Annotated in this window: 1 protein-coding gene; it reads left to right on the top strand. The window is 36.7% G+C overall.

The features are described from left to right. Window positions 1-90: 90 nt before the first annotated feature. The coding region (locus tag KTQ90_RS13450; protein ID WP_217318844.1) for a hypothetical protein at window positions 91-1,128 on the top strand (1,038 nt) is incomplete at its 3' end.

Below are 1,128 nucleotides of genomic sequence, written 5' to 3'. Positions count from 1 at the left end.
TAATAGTAGAATCCTTGTCGAATTATTGCTATTTTTGCAGCTTGTAATTAATAATATAATTAAGTATATAGTTAATAAAATAGTTAATTTATGAAAGTAAAACAAACATTTATGATTGGATTATTTGTCACATCATTCTTAACATCATGTGACCAACATCCTTCATTCTCCAACTCAACAGAAGCCGTTAATGGTTGTCATGAGGTACTTGCAGAACTCCAAGGAAAGAAGGAAGTTGACAATGAGGAATTGACAAAGTTGACTGCTAAGTGGCTTGAAACTCAGGATTCAGCCTATAGCGTTTTCGGCAAGGATTCTACTATTACACTCAGAAGTCCTGTTGCCTTGGCTTACTTCATGGTATCAGACTCCATCAGACACGAGATTACAAGATTGGCTTTTTCCAAGCCTCGTTCGTTGAAGGATGTTATGTATCTAAAGTTGAACACTGCTATGGAACGTGAGAAGGTGAAGGATTCTGAAACCTACAAAGATGCAGTTAAGTTTTATGAGAGTCTTGACAACCAAGGAATGTATTCTTCCGCACCTATGACGATTTCTGCATATTACATTTTGCTTAAATCGGTGAAAACATTTAAGCAGGAGCGTCAACTTTTGTCATTCATCACAGAAGAAGATAAATGTTTCCGTTCCTTGATGAACTATCTCAGTAAAGTATCTAACTCTGATTTACAGAATCTGACAAATGCTACAACGGCAATCTTTGACGATTTATATTCGTCAGTTGGCAATAAGTCTGATGATGTAAACGACCGTACTATGTTGTATCTAACAATGCGCTTCAACCGTCGCATTATCCAAAATGCAATGGCTTGCAGAAACGACATCATCAACAACCAACGTCTGGATAGAGACCAGAGAGCCAACTATAAATGGATGCTCATTCAGCCGTTCATGGCTATTGATGATTATTCAACAGCTGTATTGACAGACGAACAACGTGAAACGCTTATTAAGCTCACTGATGAACTACCAGCATTACTCGGCAAACTTGATGTTCAGAAGAAGAGCGATAATGAACAGATAAAATTGACAAATGTTCTTGCCAATTATTTCTTGAAATCGTATTTATCACACAAGCTACATCTGTTATTTTTTCCATATTCT

Origin of the sequence: Leyella stercorea (assembly GCF_019052365.1) — a bacterium.
Lineage (GTDB): Bacteria > Bacteroidota > Bacteroidia > Bacteroidales > Bacteroidaceae > Prevotella.
This window is presented reverse-complemented; position numbering and strand designations above follow the sequence as displayed.